The 15,013-nt window shown below is 71.6% G+C and carries 18 protein-coding genes; 4 read left to right on the top strand and 14 right to left on the bottom strand.

The features are described from left to right. Nucleotides 1-139: 139 nt before the first annotated feature. Nucleotides 140-553 carry an MAPEG family protein gene (locus BM430_RS07120; protein ID WP_093566549.1) on the top strand — a complete coding sequence of 138 codons (414 nt, stop codon included), beginning with the start codon at nt 140-142 and terminating at the stop codon, nt 551-553. Between the two features lie 65 nt (nt 554-618). Here BM430_RS07120 and recA read toward each other — a convergent pair whose 3' ends face one another. The 10 genes from recA to flgB form a co-directional block, all read right to left on the bottom strand. Next, the gene (gene recA / locus BM430_RS07115; RefSeq protein ID WP_048449888.1) at nt 619-1,710 is read right to left on the bottom strand and encodes a recombinase RecA; all 1,092 of its coding nucleotides are present in this window, start codon (nt 1,708-1,710) and stop codon (nt 619-621) included. A 123-nt stretch (nt 1,711-1,833) separates the two neighbouring features. Next, on the bottom strand, nt 1,834-2,292 hold the full coding sequence (locus BM430_RS07110; RefSeq protein ID WP_093566548.1) for a PIN domain-containing protein: 459 nt from the start codon (nt 2,290-2,292) through the stop codon (nt 1,834-1,836). An 8-nt stretch (nt 2,293-2,300) separates the two neighbouring features. Next, a complete protein-coding gene (locus BM430_RS07105; protein WP_143131972.1) occupies nt 2,301-2,612 on the bottom strand; it encodes a hypothetical protein in 312 nt (103 codons plus the stop codon). Further along, complete coding sequence (locus BM430_RS07100; RefSeq protein WP_093566546.1) at nt 2,612-5,215, bottom strand: cell cycle histidine kinase CckA; 2,604 nt, start codon at nt 5,213-5,215, stop codon at nt 2,612-2,614. Before BM430_RS07100 ends, BM430_RS07105 begins: the two co-directional genes overlap by 1 nt. 193 nt (nt 5,216-5,408) lie before the next feature. Continuing rightward, nucleotides 5,409-6,473, bottom strand: coding sequence for a flagellar biosynthesis protein FlhB (gene flhB / locus BM430_RS07095; protein WP_093566545.1), 1,065 nt, complete (start codon nt 6,471-6,473; stop codon nt 5,409-5,411). A gap of 3 nt (nt 6,474-6,476) precedes the next feature. Further along, entirely contained in the window at nt 6,477-7,250 is a 774-nt protein-coding gene (gene fliR / locus BM430_RS07090; protein WP_093566544.1) for a flagellar biosynthetic protein FliR, read from the bottom strand. A gap of 279 nt (nt 7,251-7,529) precedes the next feature. After that, complete coding sequence (fliQ, locus tag BM430_RS07085; RefSeq protein WP_093566543.1) at nt 7,530-7,796, bottom strand: flagellar biosynthesis protein FliQ; 267 nt, start codon at nt 7,794-7,796, stop codon at nt 7,530-7,532. Between the two features lie 16 nt (nt 7,797-7,812). Then, nucleotides 7,813-8,118, bottom strand: coding sequence for a flagellar hook-basal body complex protein FliE (locus BM430_RS07080; RefSeq protein WP_093566542.1), 306 nt, complete (start codon nt 8,116-8,118; stop codon nt 7,813-7,815). Between the two features lie 2 nt (nt 8,119-8,120). Continuing rightward, on the bottom strand, nt 8,121-8,531 hold the full coding sequence (gene flgC, locus BM430_RS07075; RefSeq protein WP_093566541.1) for a flagellar basal body rod protein FlgC: 411 nt from the start codon (nt 8,529-8,531) through the stop codon (nt 8,121-8,123). 78 nt (nt 8,532-8,609) lie between these two features. Continuing rightward, nucleotides 8,610-9,014, bottom strand: a complete 405-nt coding sequence (gene flgB, locus BM430_RS07070; RefSeq protein ID WP_093566540.1) for a flagellar basal body rod protein FlgB — start codon at nt 9,012-9,014, stop codon at nt 8,610-8,612. A gap of 256 nt (nt 9,015-9,270) precedes the next feature. On the opposite strand from flgB, the gene BM430_RS07065 reads away from it, so the two are divergent. Both BM430_RS07065 and fliP read left to right on the top strand, forming a co-directional pair. Beyond that, nucleotides 9,271-10,437 carry a hypothetical protein gene (locus BM430_RS07065; RefSeq protein WP_143131971.1) on the top strand — a complete coding sequence of 389 codons (1,167 nt, stop codon included), beginning with the start codon at nt 9,271-9,273 and terminating at the stop codon, nt 10,435-10,437. Nucleotides 10,438-10,545: 108 nt separating this feature from the next. Continuing rightward, a complete protein-coding gene (gene fliP, locus BM430_RS07060) occupies nt 10,546-11,313 on the top strand; it encodes a flagellar type III secretion system pore protein FliP (RefSeq protein WP_093566538.1) in 768 nt (255 codons plus the stop codon). Here fliP and BM430_RS07055 read toward each other — a convergent pair. The 4 genes from BM430_RS07055 to BM430_RS07040 all read right to left on the bottom strand — a co-directional run bounded on the left by BM430_RS07055 (nt 11,301) and on the right by BM430_RS07040 (nt 13,641). Continuing rightward, nucleotides 11,301-11,612 carry a hypothetical protein gene (locus BM430_RS07055; RefSeq protein WP_244539359.1) on the bottom strand — a complete coding sequence of 104 codons (312 nt, stop codon included), beginning with the start codon at nt 11,610-11,612 and terminating at the stop codon, nt 11,301-11,303. The two genes, fliP and BM430_RS07055, sit on opposite strands and share 13 nt — an antisense overlap. Nucleotides 11,613-11,625: 13 nt before the next feature. Next, a complete protein-coding gene (locus tag BM430_RS07050; protein ID WP_093566537.1) occupies nt 11,626-12,036 on the bottom strand; it encodes a hypothetical protein in 411 nt (136 codons plus the stop codon). 333 nt (nt 12,037-12,369) lie between these two features. Then, the gene (locus tag BM430_RS07045; RefSeq protein ID WP_244539358.1) at nt 12,370-12,696 is read right to left on the bottom strand and encodes a hypothetical protein; all 327 of its coding nucleotides are present in this window, start codon (nt 12,694-12,696) and stop codon (nt 12,370-12,372) included. A 54-nt stretch (nt 12,697-12,750) separates the two neighbouring features. Then, on the bottom strand, nt 12,751-13,641 hold the full coding sequence (locus BM430_RS07040; RefSeq protein WP_093566536.1) for a DMT family transporter: 891 nt from the start codon (nt 13,639-13,641) through the stop codon (nt 12,751-12,753). A gap of 342 nt (nt 13,642-13,983) precedes the next feature. On the opposite strand from BM430_RS07040, the gene BM430_RS07035 reads away from it, so the two are divergent. Further along, complete coding sequence (locus tag BM430_RS07035; RefSeq protein ID WP_093566663.1) at nt 13,984-14,865, top strand: YihY/virulence factor BrkB family protein; 882 nt, start codon at nt 13,984-13,986, stop codon at nt 14,863-14,865. Nucleotides 14,866-15,013 lie beyond the last annotated feature (148 nt).

Raw genomic sequence — 15,013 nt, 5'->3', positions numbered from 1 at the left:
ATCGGCGCATCGCGGGCGGCCCGCGGATGCATCCGCGTGTCTTTAGTCACGCGCTCCCCCCGTGTCGAGGCGGGCCCGGGCCGCTATCTGAGCCTGACGCAAGCGCGGCCGCCGGCCCGCCCGGCAGGACCCGTGCCCCATGACCGACGAAATCCGCCTCCTCGCCTTCTCGGCCGCCCTGGGCCTCGCCCACGTCATGGCGGCCTCGACCGCCGGGCTGTCCCAGCGCGGCGGGCTCGCCTGGGCAGCGGGCAACCGCGAGAGCGAGGGCGAGGTCACCGGGGCCGCCGCCCGGCTGAAGCGGGCATCGGCCAACTTCATCGAGACCTTCCCGCTCTTCGCCGCCCTGGTGCTGGCCGCGTCGGTCTCGGGGCGGCAGGGCGGCGCGGTGGCGTGGGGGGCCGAGCTCTACTTCTGGGCCCGGCTCCTCTACCTGCCGATCTACGGCTTCGGCATCCCGTGGATCCGCACCCTCGTCTGGGGCATCGCGATGGTCGGCATCGGCTTCGTGTTCGCCGGGCTGTTCGGCTGGGCCGGGCCGGGCGTTCCGTGACGAAAAAAGGGCCGCCGCGCTCGTCGCGCGGCGGCCCCGATGACCATCAGAACCGATCCGTCGGATCAGGCCGAGCCCTCGTCGAGGTCGTCGGCCGTCGGGGTCGCGTTCTCGAGGATCTTGTCGGCGACGAGGCCTGAATTCTGCCGGATCGAGGCCTCGATCTTGTTGGCGATGTCGGGGTTGTCGCGCAGGAAGCCCTTCGAGTTCTCGCGGCCCTGGCCGAGGCGCTGGCTGTCGTAGGAGAACCAGGCGCCCGACTTCTCGACGATGCCGGCCTTGACGCCGAGGTCGATCAGCTCGCCGACCTTCGATACCCCCTCGCCGAACATGATGTCGAACTCGACCTGCTTGAACGGCGGCGCCACCTTGTTCTTGACCACCTTGACCCGGACGCTGTTGCCGATCGGCTGGTCGCGGTCCTTGAGGGTCGAGATGCGGCGGATGTCGAGGCGCACCGAGGCATAGAACTTCAGCGCGTTGCCGCCCGTCGTGGTCTCGGGGCTGCCGTACATCACGCCGATCTTCATCCGGATCTGGTTGATGAAGATGACCATGCAGTTCGAACGCGAGATCGAACCGGTGAGCTTGCGCAGGGCCTGGCTCATCAGGCGGGCCTGGAGGCCCGGCTGCTGGTCGCCCATCTCGCCCTCGATCTCGGCCCGCGGGGTGAGGGCCGCCACCGAGTCGACCACCAGCACGTCGATGGCGCCGGAGCGCACCAGGGTGTCGGTGATCTCGAGGGCCTGCTCGCCGGTATCGGGTTGCGAGATCAGCAGGTCGTCGAGGTTGACGCCGAGCTTACGGGCATAGACCGGGTCGAGGGCGTGCTCGGCATCCACGAAGGCGCAGACGCCGCCCTTCTTCTGGGCCTCGGCGATGGTGTGGAGGGCGAGCGTGGTCTTGCCGGAGGATTCGGGGCCGTAGATCTCGATCACCCGCCCGCGCGGCAGGCCGCCGACGCCGAGCGCGATGTCGAGGCCGAGCGACCCGGTCGAGACGACCTCGACCTCCTGCACCTTGTCGCCCTTGCCGAGCCGCATGATCGAGCCCTTGCCGAAGGCGCGCTCGATCTGGGCGAGGGCGGCGTCGATCGCCTTCGACTTGTCTTTGTCCATGGTCGGGTTTTCCACCAGTCGCATCTGGGGCTGAGCCATCTCGGCGGGTCCTTATGGCAGGAGGGGCGGCAAGTCTCAATCGCGCGGCTGGGTTTTATGTACCCGTTTTGTTCTCATTCGGCAAGGGCGGATGGAGACATCGCCGGTGAATTCGTCAGTGAATCAGGCGCTCTCGAGGGCCCGCAGCAGGTTGGCGTTCGACCAGGACGGCCAGCCGGTCCCGGCGAAGTCGCGGTCGTGGCTCCAGATGTCGGCGTCGAGCAGCCAAGCGCAGGCGAGGACGTGGGCGTCGCTGGCCGAGCCGTTGCGGGAAGCGACGGCGTCCGAGAGCACGCGGGCTGCTTCTGGCAGTAATTCGGCATAGCCTACGGCCTCGACCACCGCGAGGCCGCTCAGAAGCGTTTCCGCCTGCGCCGTCGTTTCCCCCCGCACACCCGGCAAGGCGCGCAGCACACCGAGAACCTCATCGGCGGTGCGAATCGACGTGATGAGTTTTCGGCGTGCCTGGATTGTTTCGAAGGCAGCGCGGGACCGTCGTCCCAGGATGACACCTAGAATGATGTTCGCATCAACGACGATGAATGGGGAGGGAGGACGCGGCATGCCCACAAAGACGATCAATCAGATCGTCATTCGATACCGCGCTCCGCCAGCAATTGATCGATTGCGGCGTTCTCCTCTGGTGTCCGACGCGCCGCCGCCGCATCAATGTCGGCCAGCACCTTGCGCATGTATTCCGGAGGCACGCTACGAATCGGCAGCAGGATGCCGACGGTCTGGGTGCCGTTCTTGATCGGCACGGCATGCGGCAGCGCCTGGATGGCGCCGGCCGACATCTTCTGGAGTTCGCGCATGCTGATCGCGCTCTTCATGGCCGCCTCCTCGTTACATACATGAATGTAAGCGCGGCGGGCGGCGGCCACAAGGATGCGGGGCTGCATCACCCCGCCATCGTGGTCTTCACCGTCTCGACGAGCTGCTTGAGGCTGAAGGGCTTGGGCAGGAAGTTGAACTCCTCGCCGTCGGGCAGGTTCTTGCGGAAGGCGTCCTCGGCGTAGCCGGAGACGAAGATCACCTTCAGGGCCGGGTGGGTCTTGCGGAGTTCGCGCAGCAGGGTCGGGCCGTCCATCTCGGGCATCACCACGTCGGAGACGACGAGGTCGACCGGCACGTCGCGCTCCTGCATGATCTGCAACGCCTCGAGACCCGAGGCCGCCTCGAGCACGGTGTAGCCCTTCGCGGTCAGTGCCCGGCCATTGACGGCGCGGACCGGATCCTCGTCCTCGACGAGCAGGATCGTGCCGACACCGGTGAGGTCGCGGGCGGGCGCCTTCGCGGGCTCCGCCGCGGGTGCGGGTGCCGCCGCCACCGGGGCGGCGCCGGGCGCGGGCGGGGCGATCTCGGGCAGCGCCTCGGGCGCTTCCACCTCCGGCACCGGCACGTGGCGCGGCAGGTAGATGGCGAAGACCGTGCCCTGGCCGACGGTCGAGCGCACGTCGATGTAGCCGCCGGACTGCTTGACGATGCCGAACACCGTCGAGAGGCCGAGGCCCGTGCCCTTGTTGACCTCCTTGGTGGTGAAGAACGGCTCGAAGATTTTTTCCATCACCTCGGGCGTCATGCCGGTGCCGGTGTCGCTGACCTCGATCAGCACGTGGTCGGCGCCCGGCAGGCCGTTGAGGCGCAGCGCCCCCACGGCCTCCGCCGTCATGTTGGCGGTGCGAATCAGCAGGCGACCGCCCTCGGGCATCGCGTCGCGGGCATTGACCGCGAGGTTCACGATCACCTGCTCGAACTGATTGACGTCGGCCTTGACCGGCCAGAGGTCGCGGCCGTGCTTGAGGTCGAGCTCGACCCGCTCGCCGAGCAGGCGCTTCAGCAGCAGGGTGAGGTCGGAGAGCGCCTCGCCGAGATGGATCACCTCCGGCCGCAGGGTCTGGCGGCGCGAGAAGGCCAGCAGCTGCCGCACCAGGCTCGCGGCCCGGTTGGCGTTCTGCTTGATCTGCATGATGTCCTGGAAGGCCGGGTCGGTCGGCCGGTGGCTCGCCAGCAGCAGGTCCGAGTAGCCGATGATCGCCTGCAGCACGTTGTTGAAGTCGTGCGCGATGCCGCCGGCGAGCTGGCCGACCATCTCCATCTTCTGGGCCTGATTGACCTGCTGCTGGAGCTGGTGCTGGGCCGTGGTGTCGAGGGCGTAGAGGATCACCGCGCCCTCCGCGCCGCCGGCGCTGCCGGCGGGGCTGAGCCAGATCCGGGCTGAGCGGTTGACCGGCGCCGAGACCCCGACCTCGACCGGCGGCACGTCGCCCCGCCCCTCCGCCGCGGCCAGAGCCGCGGCCTCGATCACGTGGCGGTCGCGCTCGACCACGAAGTCGCGCACCGGCGGACCCAGCTCGCTGCCGTCCCCGGTGCGCGGCAGGGTGCCGAACAGGCGGGCGAAGGAGGCGTTGGCGCGCACCAGCCGCCCGTCGGCGGCGAGCGTCGCGACGGCCACCGGGCTGGTGTTGAAGAAGCGGTCGAAGCGCAGCTCGGCCGCCTGCTGGGGATCGTCGGTCTCCCCGCCGGCGGAGCGGTTGAGCACGAGGGTGCGCGAATCGCCCGGCCGTCCGTCCTGGCCGTAGGCGACGCGGTGGTAGAGCCGGGCCGAGAGCGGGTGGCCGTTGCGGCGGCGCAGATCGAGGTCGAAGCGGTCGGTGCGGACCTCGCCGGGCCGGCCGTTGCCGCCGATCAGCACCGGCCCGAGATCGTCGGGCAGGATCTCGGAGAGGCGCAGGCCTCCCGAGCCGACCTGCGCCAGGTCGTGGCCGAGCCAGGCGGCGAGCGTCGCGTTCATGTAGACGACCGACCCCTTGGGATCGACCGCCATGAAGCCCGCCGGCGCGTGGTCGAGGTAGTCGATCGCGTGCTGGAGCTCCTGGAAGACGTTCTCCTGGCGCTCGCGCTCGTGGGTGATGTCGGCGACGCTCCACAGGGAGACCGGCCGGCGCGGCAGCGGCAGCGGCCGCACGCCGATGCGGAACCATGCGAAGTCGCGCTCCGCCGCCCCGCCCGGCGGGGGCGCCATGCGGATCTCCTCCGACAGGGAGCGGCCCTCGCGGGCGGCCTGCGCCAGGCGGTAGACCGCCTCCGACACTTCCGGCGAGCCGACGAAGACCCGCTCCACGGGGCGCAGGTTGGTGAAGGTGTCGCTGCCGGCGAGCTTCAGGTAGGCGGCGTTGGCGTAGATCGGCCGGCCGCCCTCCTCCATGGCGATCATGCCGTCGGGGGCGGCGTCGACCACCGCCTTGGTGACGTCGTTGCGGGTGCCCTGGCCGGTGAGCTGGATCGCCCCGATGGCGAAGGCGAACAGGCAGAACACGCCCGCCATGGCGAGGAGCGCCAGCAGGCCGAGGATGATCGGCTGCGCCTGCTCGTTGGCGACGAAGCTCAGGCCCACCGCCGCGCCGACGAGGAGGCCGGCGAGCAGCAGGAGCAGGCTGACCCGGCCGGGCCGCTCGGAGCGGTCGAGGGCGGCCTCCGCCGCGGATGAGCTCAACTCCGGCATGTCGCCTCGACACTCCCCAGGGGCCGGACTTGGCGTTCGGGCCCCGATCCCGTCACGGCCATCGGCCGGTCTCCCGCGTTCCCTAGCAGGCGCGGCGTTTCCGTGGAATGAACCCGGTTCGTTCCGGGCGCGGATCCGCCGGATCAGTGCCCCGCGCGACACTCCCGCCTTGAAGCGCGCTCGGTTCCGCTCCTCAGTGCCGCCGGCGCAGGCGCAGCACGTAGCCGATCACCTCGGCCACGGCGCGGTAATGCTCGGGGGGCACCGCGGCGTCGATCTCGACGGTGGCGTGGAGCGCGCGCGCCAGCGGCGGGTTCTCGACCACCGGCACGCCGTGCTCGCGCGCCACCTCGCGGATGCGCAAGGCCAGTGCGTCGACGCCCTTGGCGACGCAGACCGGCGCGGCCATCCCGGCCTCGTAGCGGAGCGCCACCGCGTAGTGGGTCGGGTTGGTGACGATCACGCTGGCATTCGGCACCGCCGCCATCATGCGCTTCTTGACCCGCTGCATGCGGATCTGGCGCAGGCGCCCCTTCACCTCCGGGTTGCCGTCCTGCTCCTTCATCTCCTCCTTGAGCTCCTGCTTCGACATCCGCAGGCGCGCCCGCCAGCGGAAGCGCTGGTAGAGCGCGTCGCCGAGGGTGACGACGACGTAGGCCGCCAGCACCGCGCCCATCAGCCGCAGGCACAGGGTCAGGGTGGCCTGGAGCACCCCCTGCGGCTCGAGCTGCGCGAAGGCCTCGAGCCGGTCGCGGTCGCCCCACAGGACGAGGCCGGCGGCGACGCCGACGAGCAGGATCTTGACGACGCCCTTGCCGAACTGGAACCACGCCTCCGGGCCGAACAGCCGCTTGGCCCCGGCCATCGGCGAGACGCGGGACCATTTCGGCGCGAGCGTCTCGGTGGTCCAGACCAGGGGGTGCTGGAACAGGCCGCCGACGAGGCCCGCCGCCGCCACGGCCCCCATCGGCACCGCGAGGGCGAGGAGCCCGGCGACGAGGGCCCGGCGGCCGAAGGCGAGGTAGCCGGCGGGATCGGAGGGCACCTCGTGCAGGTGGGCGAGGAGGCCGCGCAGGTCGGCGAGCAGGCCGCGGGCGAGGGGCGCGGCGGCGATCATCAGCACCAGCGTGAAGGCGCCGAACATCAGGAAGGTGTTGACCTCCTGGCTGGTGGCGACGTCGCCGCGCTTGATCGCGTCGTCGAGGCGTCGCTGGGTCGGGTCTTCGGTGCGGTCTTCCTGGTCGGCCTGCTCCGACATCCCTCACGCCCTCCCGAGATCGGCCAGGAAGCGGCCGAGATCGTCGACGAACACTCCCATGATCACCCCGACCGTGGCCAGGAAGACCAGCATGCCGATCAGGATCGAGGCCGGGGTGGCGACGAAGAACACCTGCATCTGCGGCATCAGGCGCGAGAGCACGCCGAGGCCGAGGTTGAACAGGATGCCGAAGGCGATGAACGGCGCCGAGATCTGCACCGCCAGGGTGAAGCCGCGGGTCACCGCCTGCACCGCGAAGGCGGCGGCGTCGCCGGTCGACGGCATGCCGACCGGCGGCATCAGGGCGTAGGAATCGCGGATGCCGGCGAGCGCCAGGTGGTGCAGGTCGGCGGCGAGCACCAGGGTGAGGCCGAGCAGGCTCAGGAAACTGCCGAGCGTCGCCTGCTGGCTGCCGAGCGCGGGGTCGACCGTCATCGCGTAGGCGAGGCCGAGCTGCTGGGCGATGATGGTGCCGGCGGTCTGGAGCGCGGCGATCACCGCCCGCACGCTCAAGCCCAGCACCAGCCCGACCGCGATCTCGCCGATCAGCACGCCGATCAGCGCCGTGCCGGCGCCGCCGGGCTCCGGCCCCGCGCCCCCCGGCAGCAGCGGCCGGGCGACCGGGAACAGCACGAGCGAGAGCAGCACCGCGAAGGCGAGGCGCAGGCGCGGGCTGACCATCGCCTCGCCGATGCCCGGCATCAGCATCACCAGCGTGCCGACCCGCGCGAAGGTGAGGAGGTAGGCCGAGGCGAGGCCGGGCAGGAGGAGGTTCACGTCGGGGCTGACCGGAAGAAGTGATTCGGGAGCCTACTCGATCTGCGCGACGGAGTTGAAACCCTCCGGGTCATTCCGGGGCCGCGACAGCGGAGCCCGGAATCCAGACACTCAGGATGTCCAGGATCGGGCGTAACGCGTTCCGCCCCGTTCTGCCCACTCGGCGGCTATGGATCCCGGGTTCTCGCCTTCGGCGAGCCCCGGGATGACACGGAGGGCTTCAGGCTCCATCGTGAAAGGACGACACAGCGTGTTTTCCCCGGTCGCGGCCGCGCCAGCTCACCCCCCCGTGGCGATCCGTGCGGCGATCCGGGTCATGTAGCCGGCGAGCGCGTCGCCCATGAAGGGCAGCATCAGCATCATCGCGGCCAGCACCGCGACGATCTTGGGCACGTAGATCAGGGTCTGCTCCTGGATCTGGGTCAGGGCCTGGAACAGCGACACCGCCAGGCCGACCACCAGGGCGACGACCATCGGGGGGCCGGCGACCTTCAGGAAGGTGACGATGCCGTCGCGCGCGACGTCGAGGATGGCGAGGCCGGTCATCGGCGGAGACGAATCCTTAAATCTGCATCCGCATGATATCCTCGTAGGCCGAGATCACCCGGTCGCGCACCGCCACCAGGGTCTGGAGCGCGGTCTCGCTCTCGGCGACCGCGGTCACCACGTCGACGACGTTGGCCTTGCCGCCGGCGACCGCGAGCGCCTGCTCGTCGGCCCGCTTGCCGGCCTCCGCCACCCCGTCGAAGGCGGAGGACAGGAGCTGGGTGAAGCCGCCCTCCCCCGCGCCGGCGACGCCGGAGACGGGGGTGCGGGCCATGTTCTGGATCGCCGCGTAGGCGCCGGCGGCGAAAGCGTTGCTGGTCATGGTCAGGCCTTCAGGATGTCGATGGTGCGCGACACCATCCGGTTGGTGAGCGTGACCATGTTGAGGTTCGCCTCGTAGGAGCGCTGGGCCTCGCGCATGTCGACGGTCTCGACGAGGACGTTGACGTTGGGCATCCGCACCGTGCCGTTGGCGTCGGCGGCGGGGTTGCCCGGATCCTGCTTGGAGCGGAACGGGCCCTGGTCGCGGCGCACGCGCCCGAGATCCACCACCGAGGCGTCGAGCTCGCGGTCGACGTGGTTGGTGAAGGTCGGGATCTTGCGCCGGTAGGGCTCGGCGGCGGCGCTGGCCGGTGCCGAATCCGCGTTGGCGATGTTCTCGGAAATCACCCGCATCCGGCCCGACTGGACCTTGAGCCCGGAGGCCGCGATGCCGATCGCCTTGTTGAAATCCATGGAACCCACCTCGGGTCGGGCTGACGACGGAAACGGGGGACGGCCGGTCGTGGCAGGCCGGCGACGGCGGCGGACGGCTTACTTGCCGACCGCGGTACGCAGGGTCTGCAGGCTCTTGCGATAGAGCAGGCTGGCGAGCTGGTAGTCGCCCTGGTTGCCGGCGGCCTTCAGCATCTCGTCCTCGAGGCTCACCGCGTTCCCGCTCGGCATCATCTCGAAGCGCGTGCCGGTCCGCTCCTCGGCCGGGGCGGCCTGGCCGGTGCCGGCGAGGTGCACGAGGCTCGTGCGCTCCATGCCGACGCCCGGCAGGCCGGCGGCGGCGAGGCTGCCGTCGGGACGGAAGCGCGGCGCCTTGAGCTCGCGCGCCCGGAAGCCGGGCGTATCGGCATTGGCGACGTTCTCCGCCAGGACCTTCTGGCGCGTCTGCTGCCACTGCATCCGGTTGCGCAACATCGCGACGAGGGGGAGATCGGTGACCGACACGGGCGGGCCTTCCGGGTTTCGACCGGCACAATCTGCCTAGCGCATGGTTAAAACCTGGTTAAGACGATGCCTGTCCGCGCGTCCCGCACGGCTGATCCGCAACACCTCTCAAAGCTGTTAACGATATGTAAACGTCCCCTGCGCAGGCCGGCCACAGCCGTGCTAGAAGGCTCCCCATCGTCGGCGTACCCCGGGTGCGCCTCATCTGAGAGACCGCGCTTTGCTCTCCTCGATCCTCGGGACGGACGGTTCGCCCTTGCTCTCCTACCTGATCGTCTTCCTGATCATGGTCGTGCTCCTCAGCCTGTTCGCTTTCGGGGCGAAACGGTTCGCCCGGGGACGCCTCACCCTGGGAGGCAATGGCGGGACCAGCCGCAGCCGGCAGCCGCGGCTCGGCATCGTCGACATCTACGAGCTGGACCGGCAGCGCCAGCTAATCCTGTTGCGGCGCGACAACACCGAGCATCTGCTGCTGGTCGGCGGTCCCAACGACGTGGTGGTGGAGCGCAACATCGTGCGCGCCGGGGCCGCCCGGGTCTCGGCGGAGCTGGCCGACCGCCCGGAACCGGAGGCCGAGGCCCCGCTTCTGCCGGCCGGCACCGAGCCGGCGCCGCTGCCCCCGCCCTTCCCCGAGCCGGAATTGCCGCGGCCGTCCGCGCCGGAGCCGGAGCGGGTCGCCGCCGCCTTCGCCCCGGGCCCACGGCCGGACGTCCCGATGCCCGATCTCGGGCCCGAGCCGTCGCGGCCGGCCTCGCGCTTCAACGCCTCGCGCCGGGTCGAGCCGCCGAGCCTGCGCGCCGCCCGCCAGACGCCGCCGCCCCTCGAAGTGCCGCCCGCCGAGCCGCCCGCCTTCACGGCGCCCGTGCCGCCGGTGGTGCCGGTTCCACCGCCGATGCCGGAGCCGGTCCTGCCGCCCGAGCCGGCGCCCGCCCCGGCCGGCACCCGCGGGGCCGAGCCGCGCAACGTCGACGCGGCGATCCTCAACGACATGGCCCGCCAGCTCGAGGAGGCCCTGCGCCGTCCCTCCTCGGCGGTGGCGCCGGCCCGCCCGGCCGCCCCGGTGGCGAGCCCGCCGCCGGAGCCGGTCGCGGTGCCGCCCCTGCCCGTGCCCCCCTTGCCGGAGCCTCCCCGACACGAGCCGGCCCCGCCTCCGACTCCGCCGGAACCCGAACCGGAGCCCGCGCCGCCGGAGCCGCCGCTTCCGCTGCCCGAGCCGCCGCCCCCGCCGCCCGAGCCCGAGCCGGCCCCGCCGCCTCCGCCGGAGCCGGAGCCCATCCCGGAGCCGCCGCCCCCTCCCCCACCGCCGCCGCCGGAGGAGCCGGCCCCGCCTGCGAAGCCGGCCTCGGTCCAGAACCCGTTCTCGGTCGAGGAGATCGAAGCCGAGTTCGCCCGCCTCCTCGGCCGGCCGCTCGACAAGCGCTGACCGTCCGGCCTCCGGGCTGTTGCACCGGAACCGCGCCCGCCCGCCCTCGGTGGCTGAGGCGGGCGCGGCGCTTGCGGGCCGCACCGAGGCGGCCCAGGGTGCGCCGCCATGGCGCCTCCCCGTTCACGCTCCCTTCCGATTCCCCGTCTCGCGACGCTCTGCCGCGCGGCGCTCGCCCTGCTTCTCCTGTCGGGCGGGACGGCCGTGGCGCAGAGCCTGACGGTCGATCTCGGCCCGAGCGGCGGCGTCACCGAGCGGGCCCTGCAGCTCGTCGCCCTCATCACCGTGCTGGCGCTGGCGCCCTCGGTGCTGGTGATGGCGACCTCGTTCACCCGCATCGTGGTGGTGCTGTCGATCCTGCGCTCGGCCCTCGGCACCCAGACGGCGCCGCCGAACGCGGTGATCGTCAGCCTGTCGCTGTTCCTCACCGCCTTCGTGATGGCGCCGACGGCGCGGGAGGCCTACCGCACCGGCATCGAGCCGCTGCTCGCCGGGCAGATCCAGCAGACCCAGGCCTTCGAGCGGGCGAGCCAGCCGTTCAAGGCGTTCATGCTGCGCAGCGTGCGCGAGAAGGACCTGAAGCTCTTCCTCGACCTCGCCCGGGCCCCGACGCCGGCGACGCCCGACGCGGTCGGCCTCGAAGTGCTGACCCCCGCCTTCATGATCTCGGAACTGCGCCGGGCCTTCGAGATCGGCTTCCTCTTGTTCATTCCATTCCTGATCATCGACCTCGTGGTCGCGTCGATCCTGATGTCGGTCGGCATGATGATGCTGCCGCCCGCCACCGTGGCGCTGCCATTCAAGCTGATCTTCTTCGTGCTGGTCGACGGCTGGACCCTGGTCGCCGGCTCGCTGGTGCAGAGCTACGGCAGCTGATCCGCCGCCGCCCGGTCGGCCCGGCCGCCGCGCGGCACGAGCCGCAGGGCCTCGCCGGCGAGGTGGGCCGGCACGCCGCGGCGGATCAGCCGGTCGCGGCGGGCCCGGCGCGCGAGGAAGGCGGCCCGCGCCTCCGCCGCGTCGAGGAGCGGTTGCGCCCAGGCCTCGAACCAGGCGCTCTGCACGGCAAGGCCGAGGAGGACGATCTCGCAGGCGAGGACCCGGCCGGCCGCCGCGACCCGTCGCGCCTGCTCGTCGAGGGCGGGCACGGGATGCGGCGCGGCGGGCGGCCCGCTCACCGGGACCGCACGGTCACCACAGGGCGGCGTCGGGAGCCGCGCCCTCGCGGCCCGGCCGCACGGCCTCGATCACGTGCGGATCGGGCAGCGGCGGATCGGATTCCTGCTGCGCGGCGACGACGGGGGCTATCGCGATTCCCATCTCCTCCGGCGCGGCGTCCACGGGATTGTACGGCCGGTTGTAGCACCGGCAGATCGCGCGCCAGAACGCCGCGCGCTCCTCGGGCGCGAAGCGGCGCAGGCAATCGTCGAGGGCGTCCTGCCCGGCGCGGGCGAGGTGCGCGCGCGCGTCCTCGTCGAGCCGGTCGGGCTGGGCCGGCGCCGCGAGGTCGATCAGGCGCAGGTCGGGGTCCGGCAGGATCGACGGAGGCGGTGCGAGATCGCGGGCTGGTGCGATCGCATCGGGCACGGACGGCTCGGGCACGGCTCTGCTCCCTGGCGGACTTCCACGAGAGGTCTAACGCCGCGATGCCCCGCTTCGATCCAGGCCGATCGTCAGGGCTGGACGATGGCGGCTCGGAGCTTGGGCGGACTCTGTCAAAACCTGTTTGATTGGCCTCCAGCTATTCAGGATCCTCCGCGTCATTCCGGAGCCGCGGAGCGGAGTCCGGAATCCAGAACCTCTGATCGTTGAGGGTAAAGCGAAGCGCGGTACGCTTCGTTCTTCACCACCTGCGGATCTGGATTCCGGGCTCCGCTGCGCGGCCCCGGAATGACATGGAGAGTGGCATGACCGTCGATCGACTGGGGCGGCCCGTCACGGCTCCGGAAAGTACGGCGGCGGGATGTTGTAGATCGGCAGGTTGGTGTTGCGCGGCAACCAGGCGTGGAAGACCGTGCCGTCGGTCTCGCCGTAGGAAACCGGCTGGACCGGGGCGGCGACGAGCCGAGGAATCCCCGGCCGGCCATGCTGGCGGACATGCCGCACGGCCGGCCGGTACCGCTCGTCCCTCACATGCACCCGGACCTGACCGGCGGGCGCCGGGCGATACGCCTCGGACGCGCCATCCGCCGCAGCGGGCGCCGAACCCGCGGGCACCAAGCCGGCGGCGAGCACCGGGATCATCAGGGCGTGGCGCAGCATGCGGGCGGATCTCCGAGGCGCCGCCAGCCTAAAGCCGCGAATCCCACTAGGGGCTTAACCGCGGCTCGCGATCGCCACCCCGACCACCGCCACCACCATGCCGAGGAGCTGGACCGGCGCCAGGGTCTCGCCGAACAGCCCGAACGCCATCGCGGCCGAGACCGGCGGCACGAGGTAGAACAGCGCGGCGACCCCCGCCACCGCGCCGCGGCGGATCAGCCCGAGCAGGATCAGGATGCCGCCAACCGACAAGCCGAGCACCGCCCAGGCGAGGCCGAGGAGCAGCGGCACCGAGAGGTCGAACTCTCCCCGCTCGGTCAGCAGCGCCAGCGGCAGGGTGAGCAGCAGGGCGCCGACGAACTGCGCCGCGGCGTTGGTGCGCAGGTCGACGGCGGCGGCCGTGCGCTTCTGCCACAGGGTGCCGAGGGTGATGGCGATGGTGCCGCAGAAGCAGACGCCGAGGGCCTCCGGCGGAATGCCGCCGGAGGCCCCGGCCGCGCCGATCCTCGGCGCCAGCACCAGCCCGGCGCCGACGAGGCCGACCGCGATGCCGAGCCAGCGTGTCCCCGAGACCCGCTCGCCGAGGAGCGGCCCGGCCACCGCGGCGGTCAGGAGCGGCTGCAGGCTCGCCACCAGGGCGGCGATGCCGGCCGGCAGGCCGCGATGCACCGCCCAGAACACCGCGTCGAGGTAGAGGCCGTGGATCAGGATGCCGGCCACCATCGCGTCGCGCCAGCCGCGCCAGCCCCGGGGCCAGGTCGCGCCGACCGCGAGGGCGATCCCCGTCAGCACGATCGCGGTGAGGCCGAAGCGCACGGCCAGGAAGGTCAGCGGCTCGGCATGGGGCGCGATCAGCCGCGCGACGACGAAGCCCGTGGCCCAGATCAGGACGAACAGGCCCGGCGCCAGGCGGGTGGGCCAGGTTGCCTTATGAGAGGGATGCATCGGACGGGGGCAGAAGGCGGCTCATGATGCCTGCGCAACGAGCACGAGCGCGGCCGTTCCGCAACCGGCACCTTGGCCACCTCGCCCCGCCCCCGGCGCAGGCCTCGGGGTGAACGCGGCCGCCGTGCCCGGAAGGACGCTGGCGACGGATTTCTGGCCGCCCGGCTTTCCAGGACGGGGGCGCGCGCTCTACCTGAGGCAACGAGTCCGCCGGCGACAGTATGCCTGCCGGAGAGGAAGGCCCGCCGGGCGAGCGGTCTGCCGGTGATCGCGAGATCCGCCGGAAGCCGGAAGACCGGAGGGCTTCATGACGTCGTCCAGCCCGAGAGCCCGCGCGCCGTGATCCGTCCCCGCACCGCCCTGGAGATCGCCGCGATCGCGGCGCAGCGCTTCGTCGCCCATGACGGCTGGGCGATCGCCAGCCACATCGCGCTCTCGCTCCTGACCTCGCTGTTCCCGTTCCTGATCCTGCTCACGGCGCTCGCCGGCGTGTTCGGCACCAAGTCGCTCGCCGACGAGGCCGGCAACCTCCTGTTCGAGATCTGGCCGAGCGAGGTCGCGGGGCCGATCGCCGGGGAGGTCCACCGGGTGCTGACCGAGCAGCGCGGCGGCCTCCTGACGCTCGGCGCGGTGCTGGCGCTCTACTTCTCGTCGAGCGGGGTCGAGAGCCTGCGGGTCGGGCTCAACCGGGCCTACGGCTTGCGCGAGATGCGGCCGTGGTGGCTGACGCGGCTCGAATCGATCGGCTACGTCATCTGCGCCGCCTTCGCGATGCTGGCCTTCACCTTCCTCGTCGTGCTCGGGCCCCTGGTCTGGCGCGGGCTGGTGCTGGTGGCGCCGGGGCTGGAGCCGCTCGGCCTGACGATCGCGGTCGGCCGGGTGACGGTGACGGTGCTGCTGGTGGCGGGCGTGCTGGTGATCGCCCACAAGTTCATCGCCGCCGGGCGCCGGCCGGTCACGATGGTGCTGCCCGGCATCGCCGTGACCCTGGGGCTGTGGGTGCTGGCCGGCCTCGGCTTCGGGCTGTATCTCGACCGGTTCTCGAGCGCCTACGTCTCGACTTACGGGGGCCTGGCGACCGCGATGGTGTTCCTCGTCTTCGTCTACTGGCTCGCCGCGATGTTCCTGTTCGGCGGCGAGATCAACGGCACGGTGATCGCCGCCCGCCGCCGGAGGCTCCAGGCGCGGGCGCAGACCCGGCGGGACACGGTGAAGCTGATGTGAGGACTAAGGCAGGCTCAGCCAGATCCGGGGGCCCCCTCGACGCTGAATGCCAACCCTCCGGGTCATCCCGGGGCCGCGAAAGCGGAACCCGGGATCCATAAACGCTGACGATTCAGAATAGAGCGGAAGGGCGGCCGCATCGTCCGGA

This window comes from Methylobacterium sp. 174MFSha1.1 (assembly GCF_900116815.1).
In the GTDB taxonomy this organism is placed as follows: domain Bacteria; phylum Pseudomonadota; class Alphaproteobacteria; order Rhizobiales; family Beijerinckiaceae; genus Methylobacterium.
Note: the sequence above shows the minus strand (reverse complement) of the source record. Positions and strands in the feature narration are given on the sequence as shown.